Raw genomic sequence first — 1,013 nt, 5'->3', positions numbered from 1 at the left:
ACACCGTCTGCCCGCGCAGCCGGAACGCCTGCGTCACGTACGTGAAGTTCTCCGAATGGCCGGCGAACAGCAGCCCGCCCGGCTTCACGAGCGGCTCGAAGCGCGACAGCACCTGCCCCTGCGTCGGCTTGTCGAAATAGATCATCACGTTGCGGCAGAAGATCGCGTCGAACGGCTTCGCGATCCCGTAGTCCGCATCGGTCAGGTTCAACTGCTCGAAACGGATCATCGCGCGCAGCTCGGGGCGCACCTTCACGCGGCCGGCCTGCGCGCCGGTGCCCTTCAGGAAGAAGCGCTTGAGCCGCTCCGGCGACAGGTGCTTGACCTGGTCGTACGTGTAGATGCCGGCTTCGGCCTTCGCGAGCACCTGCGTGTCGAGATCGGTCGCGAGGATCGATGCGTTGCGCGCGGCCGTGTCGCCGAGCGCCTCGATCAGCGTGATCGCGATCGAGTACGGCTCCTCGCCGGTCGACGCCGCCGAGCACCAGACCGACACCGGCGCCGGCCGCGATTTCACGAATTCCGACAGGATCGGGAAATGGTGCGACTCGCGGAAAAACGCGGTCAGGTTGGTCGTCAGCGCGTTGGTGAACGCTTCCCACTCGAGCGGATCGTCTTCCTGCTCGAGCAGGTCGAGGTAGTCGCGGAACGTGTCGAGGCCGCGCGCCCGCAGCCGTCGCGCGAGACGGCTGTAGGCCATGTCGCGCTTGTGCTCGGACAGCGAGATGCCCGCGCGTTGGTGGATCAGCGCGCGGATGCGTGCGAAATCCGCGCCGGTGAACGCGAAGTCGCGCCCCGGCTCGCCCGCGCGAGGCGAGGCATCCGGTACATCGGGTCGAAACGGCGCGCGCGCGTGCGACATGGCTTAGAAGGTCTCCCAGTCGTCGTCCGACGCGCCGGCGGCGGCCAGCGCCGGCTTCTCGCCGTTCAGCGCCGGGCGCACGAGCGCGGGCTTCGCGGCCGGCTTGTCCGCCGCGGCGGCCGTCTTCGCGAGACGCGGGCCGTAGCCGCCC

1 protein-coding gene is annotated in these 1,013 nt (G+C 69.1%); it reads right to left on the bottom strand.

The features are described from left to right. On the bottom strand, window positions 1-862 hold an 862-nt coding region (locus tag JMF90_RS38340), incomplete at its 3' end, for a CheR family methyltransferase (protein ID WP_201326469.1). Window positions 863-1,013 lie beyond the last annotated feature (151 nt).

The sequence above is a fragment of the Burkholderia sp. E168m23 genome (assembly GCF_016586125.1).
Lineage (GTDB): Bacteria > Pseudomonadota > Gammaproteobacteria > Burkholderiales > Burkholderiaceae > Burkholderia > Burkholderia orbicola.
Note: the sequence above shows the minus strand (reverse complement) of the source record. Positions and strands in the feature narration are given on the sequence as shown.